At 48.9% G+C, this 21,338-nt stretch carries 23 protein-coding genes; 17 read left to right on the top strand and 6 right to left on the bottom strand.

Going from position 1 to position 21,338, the window contains the following annotated elements; translation table 11 throughout:
• Positions 1–56 precede the first annotated feature (56 nt).
• A complete protein-coding gene (locus ACETK5_RS14695; protein ID WP_243390637.1) occupies positions 57–263 on the top strand; it encodes a hypothetical protein in 207 nt (68 codons plus the stop codon).
• An 89-nt stretch (positions 264–352) separates the two neighbouring features.
• Here ACETK5_RS14695 and ACETK5_RS14690 read toward each other — a convergent pair whose 3' ends face one another.
• On the bottom strand, positions 353–859 hold the full coding sequence (locus ACETK5_RS14690) for a DUF3231 family protein (RefSeq protein WP_100536686.1): 507 nt from the start codon (positions 857–859) through the stop codon (positions 353–355).
• Positions 860–1,054: 195 nt separating this feature from the next.
• Between ACETK5_RS14690 and ACETK5_RS14685 the strand changes: the two genes are divergently transcribed.
• The 4 genes from ACETK5_RS14685 to ACETK5_RS14670 all read left to right on the top strand — a co-directional run bounded on the left by ACETK5_RS14685 (position 1,055) and on the right by ACETK5_RS14670 (position 4,399).
• Positions 1,055–1,909, top strand: coding sequence for a manganese catalase family protein (locus ACETK5_RS14685; RefSeq protein WP_100536687.1), 855 nt, complete (start codon positions 1,055–1,057; stop codon positions 1,907–1,909).
• Between the two features lie 187 nt (positions 1,910–2,096).
• A complete protein-coding gene (locus ACETK5_RS14680) occupies positions 2,097–2,690 on the top strand; it encodes a DJ-1/PfpI family protein (RefSeq protein WP_100536688.1) in 594 nt (197 codons plus the stop codon).
• A gap of 173 nt (positions 2,691–2,863) precedes the next feature.
• On the top strand, positions 2,864–3,847 hold the full coding sequence (locus tag ACETK5_RS14675) for a phosphotransferase (protein ID WP_100536689.1): 984 nt from the start codon (positions 2,864–2,866) through the stop codon (positions 3,845–3,847).
• Between the two features lie 15 nt (positions 3,848–3,862).
• Positions 3,863–4,399 (top strand): GNAT family N-acetyltransferase, encoded by a 537-nt coding sequence (locus ACETK5_RS14670; RefSeq protein ID WP_326112634.1) that lies wholly within the window; start codon positions 3,863–3,865, stop codon positions 4,397–4,399.
• A 99-nt stretch (positions 4,400–4,498) separates the two neighbouring features.
• On the opposite strand, the gene ACETK5_RS14665 is transcribed toward ACETK5_RS14670, so the two are convergent.
• The gene (locus ACETK5_RS14665) at positions 4,499–4,936 is read right to left on the bottom strand and encodes an SgcJ/EcaC family oxidoreductase (protein WP_326112633.1); all 438 of its coding nucleotides are present in this window, start codon (positions 4,934–4,936) and stop codon (positions 4,499–4,501) included.
• A gap of 354 nt (positions 4,937–5,290) precedes the next feature.
• Between ACETK5_RS14665 and ACETK5_RS14660 the strand changes: the two genes are divergently transcribed.
• The 4 genes from ACETK5_RS14660 to ACETK5_RS14645 all read left to right on the top strand — a co-directional run bounded on the left by ACETK5_RS14660 (position 5,291) and on the right by ACETK5_RS14645 (position 7,936).
• On the top strand, positions 5,291–5,851 hold the full coding sequence (locus ACETK5_RS14660; RefSeq protein ID WP_243390638.1) for an RNA polymerase sigma factor: 561 nt from the start codon (positions 5,291–5,293) through the stop codon (positions 5,849–5,851).
• Positions 5,812–6,777, top strand: coding sequence for a hypothetical protein (locus ACETK5_RS14655; RefSeq protein WP_243390639.1), 966 nt, complete (start codon positions 5,812–5,814; stop codon positions 6,775–6,777). The genes ACETK5_RS14660 and ACETK5_RS14655 overlap by 40 nt, the downstream gene beginning before the upstream one ends.
• A 117-nt stretch (positions 6,778–6,894) precedes the next feature.
• Complete coding sequence (locus ACETK5_RS14650) at positions 6,895–7,686, top strand: hypothetical protein (RefSeq protein ID WP_100536693.1); 792 nt, start codon at positions 6,895–6,897, stop codon at positions 7,684–7,686.
• Between the two features lie 133 nt (positions 7,687–7,819).
• A complete protein-coding gene (locus ACETK5_RS14645) occupies positions 7,820–7,936 on the top strand; it encodes a YjcZ family sporulation protein (protein ID WP_218033639.1) in 117 nt (38 codons plus the stop codon).
• 52 nt (positions 7,937–7,988) lie between these two features.
• Here the strand turns inward: ACETK5_RS14645 and ACETK5_RS14640 are convergent, their stop codons facing one another.
• Complete coding sequence (locus ACETK5_RS14640) at positions 7,989–9,059, bottom strand: anthranilate phosphoribosyltransferase (RefSeq protein WP_100536694.1); 1,071 nt, start codon at positions 9,057–9,059, stop codon at positions 7,989–7,991.
• Complete coding sequence (locus ACETK5_RS14635; RefSeq protein WP_100536695.1) at positions 9,056–9,679, bottom strand: ANTAR domain-containing response regulator; 624 nt, start codon at positions 9,677–9,679, stop codon at positions 9,056–9,058. Before ACETK5_RS14635 ends, ACETK5_RS14640 begins: the two co-directional genes overlap by 4 nt.
• Before the next feature lie 356 nt (positions 9,680–10,035).
• On the opposite strand from ACETK5_RS14635, the gene nirB reads away from it, so the two are divergent.
• The 6 genes from nirB to ACETK5_RS14605 all read left to right on the top strand — a co-directional run bounded on the left by nirB (position 10,036) and on the right by ACETK5_RS14605 (position 17,927).
• The gene (gene nirB / locus ACETK5_RS14630; protein ID WP_326112629.1) at positions 10,036–12,477 is read left to right on the top strand and encodes a nitrite reductase large subunit NirB; all 2,442 of its coding nucleotides are present in this window, start codon (positions 10,036–10,038) and stop codon (positions 12,475–12,477) included.
• Positions 12,478–12,490: 13 nt separating this feature from the next.
• Positions 12,491–12,811, top strand: coding sequence for a nitrite reductase small subunit NirD (gene nirD, locus ACETK5_RS14625; protein ID WP_100536697.1), 321 nt, complete (start codon positions 12,491–12,493; stop codon positions 12,809–12,811).
• Positions 12,812–12,848: 37 nt separating this feature from the next.
• Positions 12,849–13,724, top strand: a complete 876-nt coding sequence (locus ACETK5_RS14620; RefSeq protein WP_394056438.1) for a formate/nitrite transporter family protein — start codon at positions 12,849–12,851, stop codon at positions 13,722–13,724.
• 8 nt (positions 13,725–13,732) lie between these two features.
• Positions 13,733–14,488, top strand: coding sequence for a uroporphyrinogen-III C-methyltransferase (gene cobA / locus ACETK5_RS14615; protein WP_243390640.1), 756 nt, complete (start codon positions 13,733–13,735; stop codon positions 14,486–14,488).
• Between the two features lie 313 nt (positions 14,489–14,801).
• Positions 14,802–16,451, top strand: a complete 1,650-nt coding sequence (locus tag ACETK5_RS14610) for an FAD-binding dehydrogenase (RefSeq protein WP_100536700.1) — start codon at positions 14,802–14,804, stop codon at positions 16,449–16,451.
• Between the two features lie 144 nt (positions 16,452–16,595).
• Complete coding sequence (locus ACETK5_RS14605) at positions 16,596–17,927, top strand: MFS transporter (protein WP_326112626.1); 1,332 nt, start codon at positions 16,596–16,598, stop codon at positions 17,925–17,927.
• Between the two features lie 49 nt (positions 17,928–17,976).
• Here the strand turns inward: ACETK5_RS14605 and ACETK5_RS14600 are convergent, their stop codons facing one another.
• Complete coding sequence (locus ACETK5_RS14600; RefSeq protein WP_100536702.1) at positions 17,977–18,894, bottom strand: aldo/keto reductase; 918 nt, start codon at positions 18,892–18,894, stop codon at positions 17,977–17,979.
• A gap of 174 nt (positions 18,895–19,068) precedes the next feature.
• On the opposite strand from ACETK5_RS14600, the gene ACETK5_RS14595 reads away from it, so the two are divergent.
• The gene (locus ACETK5_RS14595) at positions 19,069–19,662 is read left to right on the top strand and encodes a TetR/AcrR family transcriptional regulator (RefSeq protein WP_394056435.1); all 594 of its coding nucleotides are present in this window, start codon (positions 19,069–19,071) and stop codon (positions 19,660–19,662) included.
• 14 nt (positions 19,663–19,676) lie between these two features.
• The gene (locus ACETK5_RS14590; protein WP_326112623.1) at positions 19,677–20,087 is read left to right on the top strand and encodes a hypothetical protein; all 411 of its coding nucleotides are present in this window, start codon (positions 19,677–19,679) and stop codon (positions 20,085–20,087) included.
• 107 nt (positions 20,088–20,194) lie between these two features.
• On the opposite strand, the gene ACETK5_RS14585 is transcribed toward ACETK5_RS14590, so the two are convergent.
• Positions 20,195–21,301 carry a cytochrome P450 gene (locus ACETK5_RS14585; RefSeq protein ID WP_326112621.1) on the bottom strand — a complete coding sequence of 369 codons (1,107 nt, stop codon included), beginning with the start codon at positions 21,299–21,301 and terminating at the stop codon, positions 20,195–20,197.
• Positions 21,302–21,338: the final 37 nt, after the last annotated feature.

The raw sequence follows: 21,338 nt of genomic DNA, 5'->3' as shown, positions 1-21,338 counted from the left end.
TGGGGTTATAAATTATACAAGCAGATGTTGTTACACCAATAATAGGAGTGATCAGGATGGAGAAGTTACTGGTTAAGCTTTTGCTCCATGGCGCCATGATTACGGCCATCATTGTCGGGCTTTCGAATGCCACGTTTGCATCAGCTGTGATTGCTGCACTGGGGATAGGCGTTGCTTCTTATCTGGAATCTTTGAATATTTCTTCCACATTTGGCTCCTTCGAGATCATCAGCCTGTTAAGAAGCAGCAGGCTTAGCGAGTAGAAGCTCAATGTGCGAATACATGATTAAATCAAAAAAACACTCTGAGCCACATCAGATCAGAGTGTTTTTTTTGATTGATTACACTATACTCATTCAGGTCTCTTGAGTTGAAGCGGCGGCGGAATGAGCCAGCCTTTTTCCTTATTCATCTGAAGGATACGCACACCCAGCGCCGTCTTGGTGAGATGATATTTAGCGAATAACGCGCCGATATCTTCCCGGATGGATTGTCCCATGGTTTGACTGCATGATACCAATCCGAGTGATGTATCAGCTGCGATTTTGGCTGCTATTTCCGGATCCGTGAATCTTGCGCCAGCCGGAATATCCTCGAGTTTAACCGGGGGTCTTTCGGGAAGTCCCGGTGCAGGGGCGATTCCGTTGTCGGTAAGCAATTCATCACATTCTTTAATCTCAAGCTTGGATTGATCCAGCAGATCATTCAGAATTTTTTTGAGATCTTTATCGCCTGCATGATTCAAATAAGCCTCGTAGCAGGATACCATACCTTTTGCCAACATGGATGCTGACCATACGCTAAATATTTCCCCATAATGCATGGGCTCATTTTTAGGATTACCGCTTAAAATTCCCAATCTTATTCGCTCCTTTAAGATTTATTCAAACAGAGTCATTATGTGCAAGAGATAGTTGTTTAATTCTTTCGAAATAAGCAGAATAGGCACCTAGCAAATTTCCAAGAAATTATTGTGACGGATGCAGTGCATGGAAAATGGGATGTAAACGCAAACTGGATTCGTGACTATATTGAGGAAGCGGGAGGATATTACATGTATTTTTATAAAGAGGATCTGATCAATCTGATCGTTCCGGATCAACCTGATCCAGCAGCTGCAAAGGTGCTGCAGGAAACGTTAGGCGGCCGATTCGGCGAAATGCGGACGATGATGCAATTCTTCTTCCAGAGCAACAATTTCCGTGGGAATGCCATTCCATATCGCGACCTGATCCGTGGCGTTTTCTTGGAAGAGATAAGCCATGTCGAGTTGGTTCAACATACAATCAATCAGCTGCTTACCGGCGCTGGCGCTGAAGGCGCCGGTAATTCCGGTATGGACGAGGCCCCGCTCGATGAAGCGATCAAGCTTGCGAATCCGCATCACTTTATCATGGGAGCCCAAAGTTCTTTACCTGTTGATGCGGCAGGAAACCCATGGCAGGGAAATTACGTCTATGATCACGGTAATTTGGTTAGTAACTTGCTCGATAACGTTGTTCTGGAATCAACGGGAGTACTTCAAAAAACGCGAATCTATGAGATGAGCACAAACAAAACGTTCCGTGAGACGTTGGCTTTCCTGATTGTGCGGGATAATGCGCATCAAAATGCGTTTGCCAAAGCACTGGAGACGCTAGGCGTTGAATGGGGTAAAATATTCCCTGTTCCGAATTACGACATCCATAAATATCCGGAATGCCAAAAATACGTAGATATGGGCTTCCATAACGCACAGTTCAACTTCAGGCTGGATGATACGCGAATCGGCGAGATTTTTAGCGGTCAAACACCAAGCAGAAATGGCGGGGAGCTGCAAGTGGTTCAACCTCCGGAAGGGTTTCCGTTACCTGTAATGCCTGAGCTGGCGAACGAGCACGCACCTGGGTTATATGATTTAAATCATTAATTCAGCATCCGTTCCGATATGCAGGTTATTGAACAAAAAGAGGCAGTCATCGGGCTGCTTCTTTTTGTTATTCATTTGTTTTTCAGTTGAATTTAGAGATAAGTGTAGTTATGATAGTACACAATCCAAAAGATCGGGATGTCTTTTCATATGATAATAGAGTGACAAGGACGGGGGAGGATGGCTTATGAAGAAAGTGCTTTTACTGTTGGCGGATGGATTTGAAGCTGTGGAGGCGAGTGTGTTTACCGATGTTCTGGGTTGGAACAAGCTGGAGGGGGATGGGACAACCCAGGTTGTGTCCGCGGGACTGCATGACCGGTTGAAGTGCACGTGGAACTTTACCGTTATTCCTGAGATCACGCTGGACTCGGTTAATGTGGACGATTATGATGCGCTGGCGATTCCCGGCGGGTTCGAGGAAGCTGGCTTTTATAACGATGCATACGACTCCAGGTTCTCCAAGATCATTCAGGAGTTTCATGCGCAGGGCAAATGGATTGCTACGATTTGCGTTGCAGCCCTTACGCTTGGCAAAGCCGGCGTGCTGGAGGGACGAAAAGCCACGACTTATGATCACCCAACCAGCATCAGAAAATCACAGCTGCGAGAATTCGGTGCCCATGTCATGGAACAACAGATCGTTGTTGATGGGAATCTGATCACTTCATGTAACCCGGCAACGGCTTTTGATGTGGCTTTCACTTTGCTGGAAAAGCTGACATCTTTGGAAAATACCCTGCATGTGAAAGAGCTTATGGGATTTACAAGCAAATCATGATTGAAGACTAATTGATTTTAAGCAGTAAGCCTGTCTTAAAGAAGACAGAGCTTATTGCTTTTTTTTTGTAATTACAACGTACCGCGGTTTATATAAAAAATAATTATAATCATACAGCCTATATGTAAGAGTTTGTCGAGGATGATACCCTTGAGTGCAAGGAGGGATTGGGGTTGCGTTTATTTCCTGTCACTTACTCGCTTTTGTCTAAACAAGCGGTAGGGTTACATATTCAACACAATTATGAGATCGGTTCCGTTGTAAAAATTCAGTATTTTTTGCGGGGCATGAACGATACGTACGAAGTAGAAACGGATGTTGATAAGTATATCTTCCGTATCTACAGGGCTGATCGAAGAAGCGGGTCTGACATCGAGTTTGAATTGGAGTTGCTCCGGTTTCTCAGTGCGAAGGGGATCATCGTTTCAGAGCCGATTCCGGGAAAAGACGGAGCATACCTTAGAGGGTTTAACGTTATGGAGGGAATTCGATACGGGGTCCTATTTCAATATGCGGAAGGGCACGAGAGACCGATTCACGCCGCAGTCGACAGTTACCGATTCGGTGAATCCATCGGCCACATGCATAAGGCGATGGATCATTTTGAAAGTCGTCATACAAGGGAGCAACTGGATATGGAGTTTCTAATAGATAAGCCTTTATCCATTATCAGACCCTATATGGAGCATCGGTTGGCGGATTATAACTACCTAAGTGAAATGGCAAAGGAACTAAAGAAACGAACCTCGGAACTCAAGGTTCGTGGTTTAGATTGGGGCGTGTGCCACGGAGATTTGCATGGCAATACGAATGCTGCATTTACAGAGGACGGAAAGCTGACCCATTATGATTTTGATTTTTGCGGTTACGGCTGGAGAGCTTACGATGTTGCGGAGTTTAGGCTTGCCAGAGAAATACACAGCGGACATGACCCGGAGGAAGTGGAAAGATTATGGGACGCCTTTCTGAGAGGGTATTGTAGTGTCAGATCTTTCAGCGAAAATGATCTTGCTGCGGTCCCAGTTTTTGTTGCCATTCGGCAGCTATGGCTCTTAGGTCTATGTTTTCAAGATTCGGAGTTTGTGGGGATTGCCGACTTCAATGAAGGTTTTATAGATAGCAAAATGCAGGATTTCAAGAGATTGGATTATGTCTAGGACGGAGGAAAACATATGAAAGTTACCGTGGAGTTAAGCGATACTTCCACCAAATTTATCATTAATAATATATATCCGCTGTATCTGCATGATTTATCAGGGATATGGGGATGGAAGCCGAATCGATATGGCGTCTATGAGGATGATGACACAAAAACCTTGAATGACCAGATCCAAGTTTTTGATATATGGTGGGAGAAGCCCTCGATTTTGTTTCCTTACCTGATTCGGGTGGATGGCATCCCGGCAGGATTTGCTCTGGTAGCAACCCCGCCGTACACTTTTGGCAGTGAATTTTACATGAATGAGTTTTTTGTTATGAAACCCTTCCGAGGCAAACATGTTGCGGAGAATGCTGCATCACAAGTGTTCAACAAGCATGCCGGCAGCTGGGAAGTCCAGACGAATGCCACGGATCGCAATAAGCGGGCGCAAGCATTCTGGAGAAAGACGATGAACAACTATGTTTCGGACTCACGCGTGCAGGAATTTGTTGCTGCGAGGGACGACAGTGAGAAGTTGATCTTTCAGTTTGAATCATCGCGGGCATAGATGATGGCCCTGGTCCCCGATTCTATTGATCGAGAACCTGGGTTTTACCATGGGAATGATGTGTAAGCTGCTTGGATGATAGACTCCATCTTAATGTGATCATCCTTTACGGTGCGCTTGGATTAAAGTATTCTGACCAGCAGCCAGGAGCCATGTGTCTTGGTTCTTGACCATCACATAGATGGCCAGACTTCCTTGTCCGTCTTCGATGAGTTCCCCCTTCGATGTAGCCGGATACTGACGTATATGCGCGATGGCCACATCCTGGCGCAAGAATACAAGTTTCTCAATGAAATACTTTGCGTATGCATGAAGAAGCGGCCCCTTTAAAACAACTTGATGTGCGTTATTTATTTGCTCCCAGCCTGAGAGCATCTCCCCTATGACATTGACCCAAGTGGAGTCTTGACTAAAGTGACGATCCAAGGCATCGGCATCATGTTGATTAAATGCAGCTTCCATTTCGGCAATCGTTTGTCTAATGATGCGACCTTCCTGCTCCTCTAGTCCCTTGTGAATTTCATGTATGTTGGACATTGCATATAACCTCCTGTTATTTGTACTGCATTATGGGCCGAGACCTCTTCATCCTATCCATTGATATCTGTAATTTCATTTTAGATGGTAAGAAATATAATTAAAAATATATTTTATGGCAGGAGTATATGCCCTCAGGTATATAAGCGAGACGTGGGATAATCAAGACGTTCGAAGATCTCGTTACTGATAAAAGAAAAGATCGACATTACAACAAAACAATTCATACTTAAGGTATGGGTTGTTTTTTTATTTTTAATATAGAGTCCCTTTATTGGAAGAAGAGGTGTTATACATACGTAAATAAGATTTACGCGGAGGTGCGTCTTCGAATTGGATTCGATAGAGGAGTGCGTGAGGCGCGTTAAGGCCGGTGAGGTGGATGGTTTCGAGCCTATCGTCGAAACGTACAAAAAACAAATCTACATATATTGCTGCCGGATGCTCGGCTGCAAGCAGGACGCGCAGGATGCCGTCCAGGATGTCTTCATTAAAGCATTCACCAAGCTTCATACCTATGAAGCGAAGGTTTCGTTCTCATCATGGTTATACAAGATTGCCTATCATCATTGTCTTAATTTGCTTCGCAAGCGACAAGTTCGCATGCGAGTGAGCCGACTCATTCGATCGACAGGGCATGCTGATAGCGTGGAACAGTCGCTGGAGCGCCGGTGGTTCAGCGAACCACTGGAATATGCCATGACGAAGCTCTCGGTGGAGGAGCGGAATCTGCTCGTGCTGCGGGTGTTCGAAGATAAACCGTTCACGGAGATCGCACAGATTCTGGATAAGAATCTTAGTGCAGTGAAGAAAAAGTATGCTCGGATGAAACAGAAAGTCATCAAGCTGATCCAGGAGAAGGAGGGGACGGGGTTATGCGAGATTCGGGACAGCCGGAGCAAGATCGAATTCTGAGAAGCATGGAATTGCACTCCGTGGAAGAAGAGTTGGATGTGACCCCCGCCATCATGCAAAAGGTGCGTCAAATTCACCGGATGAAACACGGGAGAAATGACGGCAATCGTAAGAAAACCTTGATTATTGCGATGCTTACTGCGATTCTAATTCTTTCGTCAATTAGCGTTTATGCAAACCAATACTTGATTCAGATCAAGAACAAGGAAGGCGAAGTCATTCTGTCTACCATGAAGCCATGGAAATATTCCGAATCGGAATATAACGCTAAACGGAGAAAAGAGACGGAAGAAGAGCTGAGCAAGAGGTTAAAGCCGGGTGAACAGGCGGTATATTATATCAAGGACCAGCATCTAACTTCATCCACTAAAAAATATCCACTGAACTATTTTTATATGGCGACAAAGCATCCGAATTATCAAGAACTCGCAAAAGAAATCGAAGAGAAGAGTGCGCCCTTACTTCGAGAACCTGATTATGTTCCCGAAGGGTATCGATTTGATTTTGGAAGGATTCAAATTAGAAATGAACCTGTATGGGGAACACCGGAGTATGAAAGTCTTCTGAATGAACTCAAAGAGCAGGCTGGAAAGTCGGATGAAGAACAGGGACTGTTCTACAAGATTGTTCCTTGGTTCGAGATTGCTTCTACGGGAATGGAATATCGTAAAGGCGAAAATCGGATCACGATTCTGGCTTTTGCCCGAAAGAAAGGCTCAAAAGCTGGGGTGCTCACAAACGAAGCCGTAAAACTGACGGTGAACGGGAAAGAAATGATACTGTCCGCCAATTCGACTACTGAAACTCGCAGCTTGACTTGGCTTAGCGACAGTGAAGAGATTCTGTATGTGATTACAGATGATCCAAAGGATCCACTGTCCAAGGATGAGTTTGCGAAGATTGCAGCCGGTCTTATATCGGAATAAACGGTTTCCCTTCATTTTTTACAAAATGTCCCTTTTGTTGTCGGTAAGGTGTTATATGTGATGTATTTATAAATTAACTTAAAAGGCCTTACCGCCGAAAGGAGTACGAATTTTACCATGATGAAAAACAAGATGAAGGTCGCTTTATTTCTCGCAGCAACGATGATGGTCGGATCCGCGAATGTTTACGCAGCAAGCAATGCAAGCACGTCTGTTCCACAGGCGAAGGTAGCGGTTTCTACTGCCAAACCGGAGAAGACATCCGTTTCGTTTGATGATCGTATCAAGGAGTTAAGTAACAAACTTAAAGCAGGGCAGATGGTTGCGTATTATGTTGCGGACCAGGAATATAACCGGCTAGATGAAATTTACTTTACGTCCATGGGTTTTGTTAATACCAAGTATGCGGACTATGTGGCGAAGGCGAAGGCATTGAACGCTCCAACGCTAACCAAACCTTCTGACTTGCCGAAGAGTTATTCATTCCAGAACGCGATTATATACTTAAAGAGTCCTGAAAGAACGTCGAGCCTATACGAGAAGCTGGACAAGGAATTGAGAGCGAAGGCCGCAAGCGGGGAGAAGTTCGTGTACTCCGACATCATGAAGTCGAATGAAGCATCCGCAGCCATCCTGAATTTTGATAAGGGAAAAGTAAAGCTTCAGGTCGTTGCGAGTTATATTGTACCTGAACAGCCAATGGGCGGAACGCCAGTGCCGCAGAAGAAACCGAACGAGAAAAAGGAAACCATCGTCATTAACGGAGTGGAATGCATCTACACAACCGACTCCAAGGGAAGGGATCACCTGGATTGGGTGGATGAAGAGCAGCAGATTCGGTACAGCATTTGGGCGGAGAGCGCCAAATCGGATGTGCTGAACTATGCCAAGAAAATGATTGCGAAATAAGGCTTCTTCTTAAAAGATCCAGATTCATGTTGACCCAATTCCTGTCTGTTTTTATTTTTTCCTCAAGAGTCTACGCTCTTTGATATTACGAGCATAGGATGTTGTGTTCGGAAAAGTAAAGGAGGTTGGAACAATGGGTGAAGTTGCTGGATACGGTGGCGGAGGATATGGATCCGTTGGAGCAGTACTGGTTCTCTTTATTCTCTTGGTCATCATCGTTTCTGCGTTCGGATTTGGATTTGGAGTTTAATAGGTAATGTAAAAGAAACCCGCACCGCTTGCCCGGTGCGGGTTTCTTCTGTTCAATGCGAAACATGTCTGACGATGGGTGAAGTCCAACCGTCATTCGGGATGGGTTCTAACAGCAAGGACAGCCACTTGTCATATAACTCCCACGGTTTACCCGAGTCCAGCAGAGCCTTGCAAGTATAGATCCCTTCCTCGACGGAGCTGACCTTATCCGCCAACTGTAAGCGAACGGCTCCATTTAGCAGAACCTGGTAGATAAAAGCGATGTCCCCCGTACCCTGCAGAACCTGCTCGGTAACGTCAGCTTGTTCGGAGGGGGTCCAGCTTATGTCTGGAACAGGCGTATCGAGTCCGTACGCTTCCGGGTCGATGATCTGGAGGCTGGCTTCACCCTTCTCAACTCGGTAAGTCCGCGTGGGCCGGTGAATGAATAGTTCATCCGAGCCTTCACTGCCTTGAATGATGATCGCTTTCCGATAACCGAGTTTCATGATCAGTCGGCTTAAACGGTCAAAGACCGTATTATGGTATACACCGAAGGTTAAGAAAGGGGAATGAGAGTAATCCACAAACTTTTCGGCCGTATTAAGCACGGTCCGCATACCCAGCTCCTCCCGGATCGGGCGAAGATTCTTAAGCGGGGGGCACCACTCTTCAGCATGTACATATAATACGCCCGATTGCTGGGCAGCGCGGACGCATGATGCTTTTGCCAGTAACGGTCCGATTATCCCCTTGGCCGCAAGTATATCCGACAATGTGATCCCCCACTTCGGGGGCAGTGATGCGGTCCCATGCAGAGTGACAGGCAGATCGGCGGCTGCCAGCACAAACGAGGTGGCTAACGTAGAGAAAAAGGAGGACTTTCTGCCATCATAAGGTCCTGCGCAATCTATACCCTCATGTACAAATGAACGGTCTGCATATTCACGGCCGACCTTCACGAATGCCTCCAATTCTTCCACGCTTTCCATTTTGATGCGTTCCGCAATGAAAAAGGCACCGATCTGTGCAGGGGTTGCCTGCAATCCGAGAATCGATTCTGCAGCCTGCAGCGCTTCCTCGTAAGTCAGGTCCCGTGCACCCCGTTTGCCGCGGCCGACTTCTTTTAATAAGTGGATCATGATTTTTTTGCACCTCCTGAGCCGGTCTCCTGAAGCAATTGATACAACTTGACGATCGAGGTTGCGACATCCACCATTCTTTTTCTTTCATTCATCGCCTGTTTGCGCAGGACATCGTATGCTTCGGATTCCGAAATATTTTTCATCTTGCACAGAATGCCTTTGGCCATATCAATCCATTTTCGCTCTTCAATGCGGGCAAGAAGCTGCGTTCTTTCATTATGCCACTGCTCTCGTTCGTAAAAATGCTTGGAACTAAAATGCAGTGTCCAATGCAGCTCATGCTCCTTCATGGTGGGGAATAAAAGTCCATCAATTATAACATCATCTTCACATGCTTCGAGAGATTGCGAAGCGGCATGATCGCTGCACCACCACAGAACGGGAACGCGCTTTTGTTGTTCGAGCGTGCGGGACCACGATTTAATTGCGGCAACCGGGAGGTGGAGAACCGTTCCGTCTGCTTCCATGATGCCGGCCAGCGCTTGCTTCTCACTGCGGGCAAGGTGGACCTTGTAGCCGTATGAACGAAGGATAAACTCCGGAAGAAGCGCCCTGGCATCTGTGTCGCTTCGCTCTGAAGCAGGGACCGGATGGTGGATAACCAGCAATGAACGCATGGATTGACGCTCCTTTCATAAATGATATCCTCTCAGGGTTAAGCAGTTAGCACAAAGCAGTTATTATGTTAAATTATATAACATATATCACAGGGTGATGTCGATATTTAATTAAATTTCTTCGTTTCATGTCAAATATGTTGACAGTCAGATCGGATGTGGTGTATATTTCCCTCAAGAAACTTTATATCTCCCGGATACAACGGTGTATCCCATTAGCGGCAAAGAAGCCTGCTTTCGTTCCCGGTAAGAGTGTGCCTACTCTACTGGAGCGAATGCAGGCTATTTTGGTTTTTAAGGCTTTTGATGAATGAACAAGTATATTCTAAGGTGTTAGACGGAGGGGAGCGCAAACCATGACAAAAAAGAAATTAGTAATGATCGGGAATGGTATGGCAGGGGTACGGGCAATCGAGCATTTGATCAAGCTTGCGCCGGATGCTTATGAGATTACGATATTCGGATCGGAGCCTCATCCGAACTACAACCGGATTATGCTGTCATCTGTCCTCGCAGGAGGCACCGATATGAAGGAAATCATCATTAATGATTGGGATTGGTATAAGGAGAATCGGATCCAGTTATATGCGGGTCATACGGTGACACGGATCGACACCCAGAATCGTCAAGTCTTTTCCGATCAAGGAGCTGCTGCTGACTATGATGTATTGATTATAGCCACCGGTTCCAATCCATTTATGCTGCCTTTGCCTGGTGCCGACAAGGAAGGCGTTATCGCATTCCGGGATATCAAGGATTGTGAAACGATGGTGAAGACATCGCAGCAATACAAGAAAGCGGTGGTTATCGGCGGGGGTCTGCTGGGTCTGGAGGCTGCTAGAGGGCTTCTGCATTTGGGCATGGATGTATCCGTGGTTCACCTTAACCCCTATCTGATGGAACGACAATTGGACGAAACGGCGGCCAGAATGCTGCAGCGTGAACTTGAAACCCAAGGAATGAAATTTCTGCTGAATAAAAATTCGGAGTCCATCTCAGGGCGGAAGCGGGTGAAGGCACTCCAATTTACGGATGGGAGCCGTGTCGAGACCGATCTGATCGTGATGGCCGTCGGAATCAAGCCGAACGTTTCCTTGGCACAATCCTCCGGGATTGAAGTCAAGCGCGGAATCGTTGTTAACGACTATATGGAGACGAATATTCCCGGCATCTATGCGGTGGGTGAATGCGCAGAGCATCGCGGAATCGCTTATGGTCTTGTGGCACCGCTATACGAACAGGGGGCTGTGCTAGCCATGCATCTGGCGGGTGTGGAGACGAGCGGGTACGCCGGATCCGTAACGTCAACGAAATTAAAGGTATCCGGCGTGGATGTGTTCTCTGCAGGTCATTTTGCTGAACCGGAAGGAACAAGATCGATGCGATATCAAGATGAAGTTGAAGGAGTATACAAAAAAATCGTGATTCGCGAAGACCGGCTCATCGGAGCCGTTATGTTCGGAGATACAGGGGATGGACCCAAGCTGTTCTCGCTGATGAAAAGCGGCGAATCCATCAAGGGCCGAGAGAAGGAGCTTCTGTTAGGCTTCACGGGTCATGCCGGTACCGTATCGACCGTATCGACGGAACAGCGGCTGGCTCAGCTGGCGGATGATGAGATCATTTGCGGCTGTAACGGCGTATCGAAGGAAGCGATAAAAGATGCCATTCTTACGAAAAATTGCAACACCGTGGCTTCCGTTAAAGCTTGTACAAAAGCATCGGGATCCTGCGGCGGCTGCAAACCGCTCGTTGAGGGACTGGTTCAGTTATACGCCGGAGATGCAGCAGGGGAGCCCGTGAAAGAAGGGATATGCGGGTGTACATCGCTAGGACGGGATGAAATTATCAGCGAGATAACCCGTCTTGGACTTGGAACCGTCAAAGAAGTGATGAATGTGCTGGGATGGGACAATCCGGAGGGATGTTCCAAATGCCGCCCATCCTTGAACTACTATCTGGGGATGCTGTTTCCGGAATCCTACGTGGATGAGAAGGAATCCCGCTTCACGAATGAGCGATACCATGCCAACATTCAGAAGGATGGCACCTATTCCGTTGTTCCCAGAATATATGGCGGGGTGACGTCACCTTCGGAGTTAAAGAAAATCGCAGAGATTGCGGAAAAATTCGATGTCCCGATGGTCAAGATTACAGGCGGACAACGGATCGACTTGCTTGGCGTTAAGAAGGAGGATCTGCCGAAGATGTGGGAGGAGCTGGATATGCCTTCCGGTTATGCTTACGGTAAAGCCCTCCGTACCGTTAAAACTTGCGTGGGGTCCACGTTTTGCCGATTCGGCACCCAGGATTCCATTGGCATGGGTGTTCGCTTGGAGAAAGAGTTTGAGCGGCTGAGCACACCGGCCAAAGTAAAACTCGCGGTTTCCGGATGTCCCCGCAACTGCGCAGAAGCGACCATCAAGGATTTTGGAGTCGTAGCGATTGATGGCGGATGGGAACTGCACGTCGGCGGCAATGGAGGCGTTCATGTTCGGGCAACAGAGTTATTATGCATCGTGAAGACGGAAGATGAGGTGCTCGAATGGGCCGGGGCATTTATCCAATACTATCGGGAAAACGCGCAGTGGAATGAGCGGACATCGGTTTGGATCGAACGAGTAGGCTTGGACCATGTGAAAAAAGCATTAGAGAAGAAGGAGGACCGCGTCGCGCTCTTCTCGAGAATAAAGCTGGCTTTAAGCAAGCAGAAGGATCCGTGGAAGGAAATTACGTCGGACAGCGGGCTTCGTAAAAACTTCGTGCCTTTGCCTGATGCTGAACCTGTGACGAAATAGGGGGAATCCAAAAATGACGAAACTTCATGTAGGATACGTGAACGAAATTGATCATAAGGGCTCAAGGACCATTGAGATCGACGGAACGGAAATCGCGCTGTTTCGTTTATCGGATGGGGATATTCTGGCTGTGGAGAACAAGTGCCCGCATAAAGGAGGCAAGCTTTCGGAGGGAATGGTGTGCGGGAAGCAGGTGCACTGTCCTCTGCATGATTGGAAGATCGACCTATGCAGCGGGCAGGTTCAAGAGCCGGATACGGGCAACGTAAACACCTATCAGGTTGAAGTTGATCCGGTAAGCGGCGCGATATACCTTCAGGATCGTACGGCTTAAACGCGAAAGATGGATTCCATAAGAGGGGGTGCACGATATGGATTATGTGAAACCGAATCAGGTCATGTATGACATGATCGAGGCCGGAGCCGCGAAAGCTCGGCTGAAGACTTCGCAAATGCTCACCCGCGGCATGCTGTCAGGCGCCATCCTGGCGTGCGCCACCACGCTAGCTTTTACGGCTTCGAACCAAACGAATATCCCGATGGTGGGCGCAGTCCTGTTTCCGGTTGGCTTTGTGATGATTGTCCTGCTGGGCCTAGAGTTGGTAACTGGAAGCTTTGCGCTCTTGCCATTAGCCGTCCTGCAAAAGAAAGCTTCAAGTGCCTCCATGCTTGCGAATTATGGATGGGTTATTCTCGGACATCTGATAGGCTGTCTGATTTATGGGGGGCTCTATGCGCTTACCGCGACCAAGATGGGGACGGATATGAGCCATCCGCTTATTCAGATGATTGTCGACACGAGCGAGACAAAGACACTCGGCTATAAGGCGCTGGGCGTGAGCGGCATGCTGCTGGTAGTGATCAAGGCTATGCTCTGCAACTGGATGGTGGCGTTAGGCGTTGTCATGGCGTTTACATCAAGCTCAACGATAGGAAAAATCGCTGCGATGTGGCTGCCCATCCTGATCTTTTTCGGTCAAGGATTCGAGCATGCGGTTGTAAATATGTTTGTGATACCGGCGGGCATGATGCTCGGGGCGGATGTCAGTGTGGCCGATTGGTGGCTCTGGAACCAAATCCCCGTACTAATAGGTAATTTTATTGGCGGAGCGGTATTTACCGGGGCGATATTGCACTTATCCCAATTCGGATTCGGAAAGCGCAGCGAGGTTCATCCGGTTGCGAAGGCCCATCATGGACTCAGGGTTATGGAGGCGACGGCAGTTCCGGTCGATAAAAGACGATGAGGCCGGGCATGGTGTATATTGTTGGCGCAGGTCCGGGAGATCCGGAGCTGATTACGCTGAAAGCCCTTCGGCGTATTCAGGAAGCGGACGTCATTATGTACGATCGACTGGTGAACGATGAGCTGTTGAGTTACGCAAAAAAGGATGCTTTGCTCGTATTCTGCGGTAAGGCACCCGGCAGCCATTCCCTTCCGCAGGAGAAAATTAACGAGAACATGGTGACTTATGCCCTTGCCGGTCATGATGTCGTAAGACTCAAGGGAGGTGATCCGCTGATCTTCGGACGAGGTGGCGAAGAGGCGTGCGAATTGGCTGCGCGAGGCATTCCCTTCGAGATCGTGCCCGGCGTTACCTCGGCATTGGGAGCAGCCTCCTCCACAGGGATACCTCTGACCCACCGTGGAGCCAGCACTTCGGTAGCTTTTGTCAGCGGAACGAGCTGCCATGGAAACGAGCGAAGCGTGAGGTGGGACTTGCTGGCTCACAGTGTGGATACACTTGTGGTGTACATGGGCGTCAGCAGAATGGACGACATCTGCAAGGAGATGCTCGCTCATGGCAAGCCGTCGTCAACTCCCGTTGCTATCGTTGAACAGGGGACAAGGGCAGAGGAGCGAACCATAACGGGAACGCTCGGAACCATCCACAAGATTGCCCATCTTATGAACGTGAAGAATCCGGCGCTTCTGATCATCGGCGAAGTTGTACGAGTGAGGGATCAGCTCCTGAAACTGGCTGCGGAGGCGGAGGAACGGACAGGATAAAGCTTATGCAGGCGTGAGGACGATCGCATGACGAAGCATGAACATCGTTTAATCCATTGGAACGAAACGCAGATACGCTAACCATAAAGTGAACCCTTATCCATTTGGGGTTCACTTTTTTTGGTGTTAAACAAGTTTGTGGCACAGGGAAGGCATACACTATATGAATACGACATGAGGTTCTGCGATTCCGATTCGCAGCAAGAGGGAAACGCTTCCAATTCGGAGAATATCATGTTTAAACAACCAGACGTGCTATTGCCAGAGTGTTGCAGGTCCTGCTTGTTTATATCCGATAAACGGGGGTGCACGTATGAAATATGACGTAATCGTGGTGGGAGCGGGGTTATCCGGTCTTGTGGCAACCGCGGAGATAGCCGAGGCCGGCAAGCGGGTGCTGCTGCTTGATCAGGAACCGGAAAGCTCGCTGGGCGGGCAGGCATGGTGGTCTTTTGGCGGGTTATTCCTTGTTGATTCGCCGGAACAGCGAAGACTGGGCATCAAGGATTCCCGTGAACTGGCGTGGCAGGACTGGCTGGGAGCCGCTGGTTTCGATCGGGAGGATGACGAGGATCGATGGGGGCGGAAATGGGCAGAGGCCTATGTCGATTTTGCGGCCGGCGAGAAACGGGCATGGCTGCATTCTTTAGGGGTCCGATTCTTTCCCGTTGTAGGCTGGGCCGAACGTGGCGGGTATCTCGCGGAGGGGCATGGCAATTCCGTGCCGCGCTTTCATATTGTGTGGGGAACAGGTCCTGGAGTCGTGCAACCATTCGAGTCCAGGGTCAGAGACGCCATACGCTCAGGAATGGTTGATTATCGCCCCCGTCACCAAGTGGATGGACTTATCACGCAGGAGGGTGCCGTTACAGGCGTAAGAGGCTCAGTCCTTGCTCCGAGTTCGGCTTATCGCGGCGAAGCAAGCACGCGGGAGGTGGTCGGCGACTATGAGTTTTTTGCAGAGACCGTCGTTGTCTCCAGCGGAGGAATCGGTGCCAACCATGAGCTGATCCGGCAGCATTGGCCATCTCGGCTCGGTCATCCTCCGCAAACGATGCTCTCTGGCGTTCCCGAGCATGTGGATGGACGGATGCTCGGAATAACGGAGAAAGCAGGTGGGCGGGTCGTCAATAGAGACCGGATGTGGCACTATACCGAAGGGATTAAGAATTGGAGCCCGGTCTGGTCAAAGCACGGAATCCGGATACTGCCGGGCCCTTCTTCTGTTTGGCTTGATGCCAAAGGGCAAAGGCTCTCTGCCCCGAATTTCCCGGGCTTCGATACGCTGGGAACCCTGAAAGCCATTCAGGATACCGGCTTTGATTATTCCTGGTTCATTCTCACCAGAAAAGTGATAGAGAAGGAATTCGCCTTGTCCGGATCAGAGCAAAACCCGGATTTGACCGGAAAGAGCATCCGCAAGGTGTTAGGCAGAGTAGGTTCAGGTATCCCGGGGCCGGTGCAGGCATTCCTGGATCATGGAGAGGACTTTGTTGTTGCCGATTCACTGCCCGAGCTAGTGGATGGCATGAATAAAATGACAGGCAGCGATCTGATCAAGCAGGTGGACATGGAGCGTCAGCTGGCTGCGAGAGACCGCGAGATGGACCATGCATTTACCAAGGATCTGCAGATTACGGCGCTTCGAGGTGCAAGGAATTACATCGGCGATCGTCTGGTACGCGTAGCCAAGCCGCATAAATTTCTGGATCCGGCCCATGGCCCTTTGATCGCGGTACGCTTACATATTCTTAGCAGGAAAACGTTGGGCGGGCTGCAGACGGATCTATCTGGCCGGGTACTGAATGCAAACGGCGAGCCGGTTCCCGGACTCTACGCGGTTGGAGAAGTTGCGGGATTCGGAGGGGGAGGCGTTCATGGATACCGTGCATTGGAGGGAACGTTTCTGGGAGGCTGTCTGTTCACAGGGAGACAGGCGGGCCGGAGCATTGCGAGGCTCTGATGATAGGGCATTCATGTTTCGGCTAACGCACGGCAGATTTAATTTAGCGGGCAATTCCTATCTTGTCAAGTGAAATGAAAATTTCTTCTTATCGTAAGATCGTTTATGGTATTCTGTTTGGTAGCACATGAAAGGAGAATGTCCATGTCCCATGATCAGGATATTGCTGAAACCAAGACAAAACGGCTATCCCATATTCAATCTTACATAGATTCGCCAGATTTGCAGAACAAGCTGTATAAAAAGACCCTTATCGTTGTGATCCTCTCGCAAATATTCGGTGGGGCTGGCTTGGCTGCTGGATTGACGGTCGGTGCGCTTCTGGCACAGGATATGCTCAAGACCGACAGCTATGCAGGAATCCCTGTTGCCCTAATCACGGTCGGTTCCGCTCTGGGTGCCTGGTATATTGGCCGGCTTACCCAGCAATATGGTAGAGGGCCGGGTTTGGCTGCCGGATTCCTGGCGGGTGGGATTGCCGCGATCGGAGTCATATTGGCTGCTGTTTATCAAAATATCTATCTGCTGTTCGCTTCGTTGTTAATATACGGTGCAGGTACCGCAACGAATATGCAAGCTCGTTATGCAGGCACGGATTTGGCTAAACCTGCACAGCGGGCGGGAGCGGTCAGCATGGCGATGGTTTCCACCACCTTTGGTGCCGTTGCGGGTCCGAATCTGGTGGGGGTTATGGGGAACGTTGCGGAATCCTTCGGGATTCCTGGATTGGCGGGACCGTTTATTCTGGCAGCCGTGGCTTTTATTCTGGCAGGCCTGATCCTGCTAGTATTCCTGCGCCCGGACCCCTATGCGATTGCCCAAGCGATTGAGGAAGCTAAAATTAAAATTTCCGGTGATTCTTCGGCCGGAACGGTAAACGGATCAGAACGAAACAAACGGGGAATCTTGGTTGGAGCCTGCGTGATGATATTGACTCAGGTGGTCATGGTCTCCATCATGACCATGACGCCCGTCCATATGAAACATCACGGCCATGACCTGAGTGCGGTCGGTTTGGTGATAGGCATTCATATCGGAGCGATGTACCTGCCTTCGTTAATCACAGGTTTCCTCGTGGACAAAATTGGCCGCATCAGCATGTCAATCGCTTCCGGAGCCGTGCTTCTGAGCTCCGGGATTCTAGCCGCTTTGGCTCCTGCCGAATCCATGGCGCTGATCATAACGGCGCTGGCTTTGCTGGGGCTGGGTTGGAACCTTGGCTTCATCAGCGGAACGGCGCTCATCATAGATGCTACCCATCCTTCCGCCCGCGCCAGAACACAGGGAACGGTGGATGTCTTGATTGCTTTAGCGGGAGCATCGGGCGGCGCTTTATCCGGTATGGTGGTTGCCCATACCAGTTACGGTACACTCTCGATAGCGGGAGGTTTGCTGTCGCTGATGATGATACCTGTTTGTCTAAGCTCGGTGAACAAGCGCAAACCTTCGTCATCCTCAAACAACGCGGCATTATAATGAAACAGCCTCCTATCGTAGTCGATAGGAGGCTGTGTTGTAACGGGCCTTAAGGCAGGATGTTGCCTGCCGCACGGTAAATCGCGTACCATTCTTCGCGGGTGAGCGTTACATCACCGGCTTTAATGCAGTCTTGCAAACGACTGATATTCATCGTCCCAATGATCGGCTGCATATGTGCAGGGTGACGAAGAAGCCATGCGATGGCAATTGTGGTATTCGTTACGTTGTATTTTTCCGCAATTTCATCGATCTTCTGATTAAGCTCAGGGAACTTGTCGCTTCCAAGGAATACGCCTTCAAAGAACCCGTATTGGAAAGGAGACCAAGGCTGAATCGTAATGTCGTGAAGTCGGCAGAAATCCAGTACGCTGCCATCACGGTTAACTGCGGCGTCATTCTCCATGTTGACGTTGATCCCGCTCTGTATCATGGTGGTGTTCGTGATGCTTAGCTGCAGCTGGTTGGCTACGAGCGGCTGCTTCACTGCTTTTTTCAGAAGCTGGATTTGCATCGGATTCTGGTTGGATACGCCGAAATGACGCACTTTACCGGAGCTTTCGAGTTTATCGAATGCTTCAGCCACCTCTTCAGGCTCAACTAACGCATCCGGACGGTGAAGAAGGAGTACATCGAGATACTCGGTTTTGAGTCTTTTCAGGATGCCATCGACGGAATTCAAGATATGCTCTTTGGAGAAATCGAACATGCCCTGACGAATCCCGCATTTCGATTGCAGAATGATCTTCTCGCGGACTTCTGCATTCATATGTATCGCATCTGCAAAAATTTCCTCGCAAGCTCCGCCGCCGTATATGTCGGCATGGTCGAAGAAGTTAGCGCCTTCCTCAAGTGCGGATGACACGAAACGCTCGGCTTCCGCTTTTTCCAGCGAATTTATACGCATGCAACCAACGGCTACAACAGGTACTTCCAGTGAACTGCTTCCAAGCTTCATCGTTTTCATGATTAAGGTCCTCCCGTTCAAAATAGGTTGATTGTGCTGTCAGTCTCTAGTTTATTGTGACATGCAGGGGGCAAGGTGTACAAGCTTAAATTTGACAAGAGAGTTCGTTTGAAATAAAATGACCCACGAGTCATAAATGACTGAAGGGTCAATTTCAATGAGAAGTTGGGTGATGTGTTGAGTAAACGCGAACAGAAATTTGAGGCGAGGCAAGAGCTAATCCTTCAAACAGCTGAGCGGCTAATTACGGACAACGGTTATTATGCCATAAAAATGAGTGACATCGCAGATGCGTTAGAGATAGCAAAAGGTACATTGTATCTGCATTATAAATCCAAAGAGGAGCTTGTATTTGAGCTCATTAAACCTAAAATAATGGAATTCCGGCAGATCGTGGAATCGACGGTTAGCGAGGATTTCCATCCGGTTCAACAGGTGGAACGGATCATAGACGAAGCTTTATCCAGCTCGTTTTTTACCTTTGTGCTGACGAGTTTTCCGGATATGGGTGCCATCTTCGCGGATGCAAAGGCTAAAGAGCTCCAGAGCGTTCAGGATGAAGTGATCGACTGTTTGGAGCGAATCATTGAGCGAGGGAAGAAGGAGCGGGTATTCACCGAAGATTTGCCGACGCATTTCTCTGCCTTGCAGCTTATGCAATTACTGGATCCTCTTGTGTACTCCATCCTGGTCAGGGAAGATAGCATGTCACATGCAGATTTTGTGAAGTATACTACGCTTCATTATTTGAACGGCATCCGAGCATAAGGAGTGATATTGGAATGGAATGTAATTCGGCACACCATCAGACGTTGATGACGATTGAAACGGCGGAACAATGGGTGGATCGATCCAACCATAAAGATCTGGAAGGACTGCTTGGCTTAACCGCACCCCAAATTGAGATTGCAGGTCCACGAGGCGCCGGGTTCATGAATAATGCGGACTTGGAAGAGTGGCTGGAACGAGCGAATCTGCAGATGGCTACGCTAAATCGTTACGCCAAGGATGAATGGATCGTACTGGAGCAGCATGGGACTTGGCTTGATGAGGATGGCCGTATCAAGGGGGAAGCGATCGTATTTACGGTATTGTGCGTTAAAGACCGCAAGGTGCATTCCCTGGCTCGCTATGATGGGAAAGAACAAGCGTTTCAAGCCAGCGGATTGAGCGATGAGGATAAGGTCGGTTAAACCATAACCATTAACGCCTAAAGGAAAAAGTCAGCGGTAGTTGGAATGCTTAAGTAGGCACGCATGATGTCACCCCTGACTACCGCTTCATATCCTAGTAGTTTTTATTACAACGCTTTGACTTTCCGAATAACGATTCGACTGTGGGGAAGAGACGGCATATCGTGAAAGCTGAAGCTTACGTCCTGTACAGGCACTTCATAACTCATCTTGTTCGCCAGAAAGTCCAGACTCTCCTTCATGATCTCAAGCGTAATCCACTCCCCGGCACAGCGATGTCCCGTATGATGATCTCCGCCTCCTTGAGGGATGAAGTTAAAGGGGCTCCCGTTCCAATCATCGAAACGATCCGGCTTGAACAGCTCCGGCTGATCCCACAGACCGGGATGATGATTCGTTCCGTATAAGTCAAGGATCGTGAGCACACCTTTATCAAATGCATATCCCTTCCAGGTAAAATCCTTCCGTGCGCGCGCAGGCGCAAAGGGGAAGAATGGGTAGAACCGCCGCACTTCCTGAACAAAATTCTTGAGCTGCTTCTCGTCGGACGTCATCAATTGTTCACGCTCTTCGGGCTGCTGAATGACAGCTAGAGCAGTAAAGCATACGTAAATGGCAACCGCTACGATAGGGCGGAGAATGTTAATGATTTCTACCGCTGCGGTTTCCTTATCCAGAAGCTCGCCCCTAAGATCGCGGTGCCAGGACATCGTATGCAGGGTACTGCCTTGCTTCGGGTCTATTGTTCCACTGCGCACGTCAACTACGAGCTCTTGTATCCATTTTTCCGCTTTGGCACGGGCATTTCTTCCTTTCCTATGCTTGATTCCAAAAGCGGCTGTTGCTTCGATCATAGCAGCTAGCCAGCCCGTTTTCTCTTTCACTTCAGCTTCAGGAAGCGGCACAGCCGCCCACTCACAGGCCACCCGGCATAACATTTCTTGAGCTTCCTCATACATCTCGACCTTATCCTCGGATTCCCATCGACTTACAGCCAGTTCCCAATGTTTACGCGTGATTTCTCTCATGCTGCGAAGAGCTTCCTTGGACATCAAGGACATGAACATCGCTTTGCGATGATGATGCTCTTCGTCATCCAGCGTCTGTACACCGTCTTCACCGAACAGGGTTTTCAGCACGCGTTTCGGCGCTGCACCGCTTCGAACAAACTTCTCCTGGTCATAAAAAAGCCTGGCCGCTTCTTCTCCGCGCATGCAGATCGCTCGCTCCCCCAATAGACGCGTCTCGAAT

Source organism: Paenibacillus ilasis (genome assembly GCF_043195395.1).
Taxonomy (GTDB): domain Bacteria; phylum Bacillota; class Bacilli; order Paenibacillales; family Paenibacillaceae; genus Paenibacillus_AQ; species Paenibacillus_AQ lautus.
The sequence above is the reverse complement of the archived record's forward strand: the minus strand, read 5'-3'. Positions and strand labels throughout refer to the sequence as shown.

Coding starts and splice junctions, on each gene's coding strand:
- nirB (WP_326112629.1), top strand. CDS start 10,036: ATGACAAAAAAGAAATTAGTAATGATCGGGAATGGTATGGCAGGGGTA.
- ACETK5_RS14590 (WP_326112623.1), top strand. CDS start 19,677: ATGGAATGTAATTCGGCACACCATCAGACGTTGATGACGATTGAAACG.
- nirD (WP_100536697.1), top strand. CDS start 12,491: ATGACGAAACTTCATGTAGGATACGTGAACGAAATTGATCATAAGGGC.
- ACETK5_RS14600 (WP_100536702.1), bottom strand. CDS start 18,894: ATGAAAACGATGAAGCTTGGAAGCAGTTCACTGGAAGTACCTGTTGTA.
- ACETK5_RS14685 (WP_100536687.1), top strand. CDS start 1,055: ATGTATTTTTATAAAGAGGATCTGATCAATCTGATCGTTCCGGATCAA.
- ACETK5_RS14670 (WP_326112634.1), top strand. CDS start 3,863: ATGAAAGTTACCGTGGAGTTAAGCGATACTTCCACCAAATTTATCATT.
- ACETK5_RS14640 (WP_100536694.1), bottom strand. CDS start 9,059: ATGATCCACTTATTAAAAGAAGTCGGCCGCGGCAAACGGGGTGCACGG.
- ACETK5_RS14680 (WP_100536688.1), top strand. CDS start 2,097: ATGAAGAAAGTGCTTTTACTGTTGGCGGATGGATTTGAAGCTGTGGAG.
- ACETK5_RS14645 (WP_218033639.1), top strand. CDS start 7,820: ATGGGTGAAGTTGCTGGATACGGTGGCGGAGGATATGGATCCGTTGGA.
- ACETK5_RS14665 (WP_326112633.1), bottom strand. CDS start 4,936: ATGTCCAACATACATGAAATTCACAAGGGACTAGAGGAGCAGGAAGGT.
- ACETK5_RS14620 (WP_394056438.1), top strand. CDS start 12,849: ATGGATTATGTGAAACCGAATCAGGTCATGTATGACATGATCGAGGCC.
- ACETK5_RS14655 (WP_243390639.1), top strand. CDS start 5,812: ATGCGAGATTCGGGACAGCCGGAGCAAGATCGAATTCTGAGAAGCATG.
- ACETK5_RS14610 (WP_100536700.1), top strand. CDS start 14,802: ATGAAATATGACGTAATCGTGGTGGGAGCGGGGTTATCCGGTCTTGTG.
- ACETK5_RS14650 (WP_100536693.1), top strand. CDS start 6,895: ATGATGAAAAACAAGATGAAGGTCGCTTTATTTCTCGCAGCAACGATG.
- ACETK5_RS14585 (WP_326112621.1), bottom strand. CDS start 21,301: ATGCGCGGAGAAGAAGCGGCCAGGCTTTTTTATGACCAGGAGAAGTTT.
- ACETK5_RS14695 (WP_243390637.1), top strand. CDS start 57: ATGGAGAAGTTACTGGTTAAGCTTTTGCTCCATGGCGCCATGATTACG.
- ACETK5_RS14635 (WP_100536695.1), bottom strand. CDS start 9,679: ATGCGTTCATTGCTGGTTATCCACCATCCGGTCCCTGCTTCAGAGCGA.
- cobA (WP_243390640.1), top strand. CDS start 13,733: ATGGTGTATATTGTTGGCGCAGGTCCGGGAGATCCGGAGCTGATTACG.
- ACETK5_RS14605 (WP_326112626.1), top strand. CDS start 16,596: ATGTCCCATGATCAGGATATTGCTGAAACCAAGACAAAACGGCTATCC.